Source organism: Modestobacter sp. I12A-02662, from assembly GCF_041028325.1.
Taxonomy (GTDB): Bacteria; Actinomycetota; Actinomycetes; order Mycobacteriales; family Geodermatophilaceae; genus Modestobacter.
This window is the reverse complement of the sequence record NZ_JABGDE010000041.1, coordinates 1-587: the sequence shown is the minus strand read 5'-3', so window position 1 is coordinate 587 and position 587 is coordinate 1. Positions and strand designations below refer to the sequence as shown.

Sequence of the window (587 nt, the reverse complement as noted above, 5' to 3'; positions counted from 1 at the left end):
CCCGAAGTTACGGCACCATTTTGCCTAGTTCCTTCACCCGAGTTCTCTCAAGCGCCTTGGTATTCTCTACCTGACCACCTGTGTCGGTTTGGGGTACGATTTGATGTTACCTGATGCTTAGAGGCTTTTCCTGGAAGCAGGGCATTTGTTACTTCAGCACCGTAGTGCCTCGTCATCACACCTCAGCGTTAGAAGAAGTCCGGATTTACCTAAACTTCCCGCCTACATGCTTAAACCGGGACAACCGTCGCCCGGCTAACATAGCCTTCTCCGTCCCCCCTTCGCAGTAACACCAAGTACAGGAATATTAACCTGTTTCCCATCGACTACGCCTTTCGGCCTCGCCTTAGGGGTCGACTCACCCTGCCCCGATTAACGTTGGACAGGAACCCTTGGTCTTCCGGCGTGCGGGCTTTTCACCCGCATTATCGTTACTTATGTCAGCATTCGCACTTCTGATACCTCCAGCAACCCTCACAGGCCACCTTCAACGGCTTACAGAACGCTCCCCTACCCAACAACACCTAAGTGTCGCTGCCGCAGCTTCGGTGCATGGTTTAGCCCCGTTACATCTTCCGCGCAGGCCG

At 54.0% G+C, this 587-nt stretch carries 1 rRNA gene; it reads right to left on the bottom strand.

The features are described 5' to 3' along the window. Positions 1-587, bottom strand: a 23S ribosomal RNA gene (locus HL189_RS22500); the annotation flags it as partial.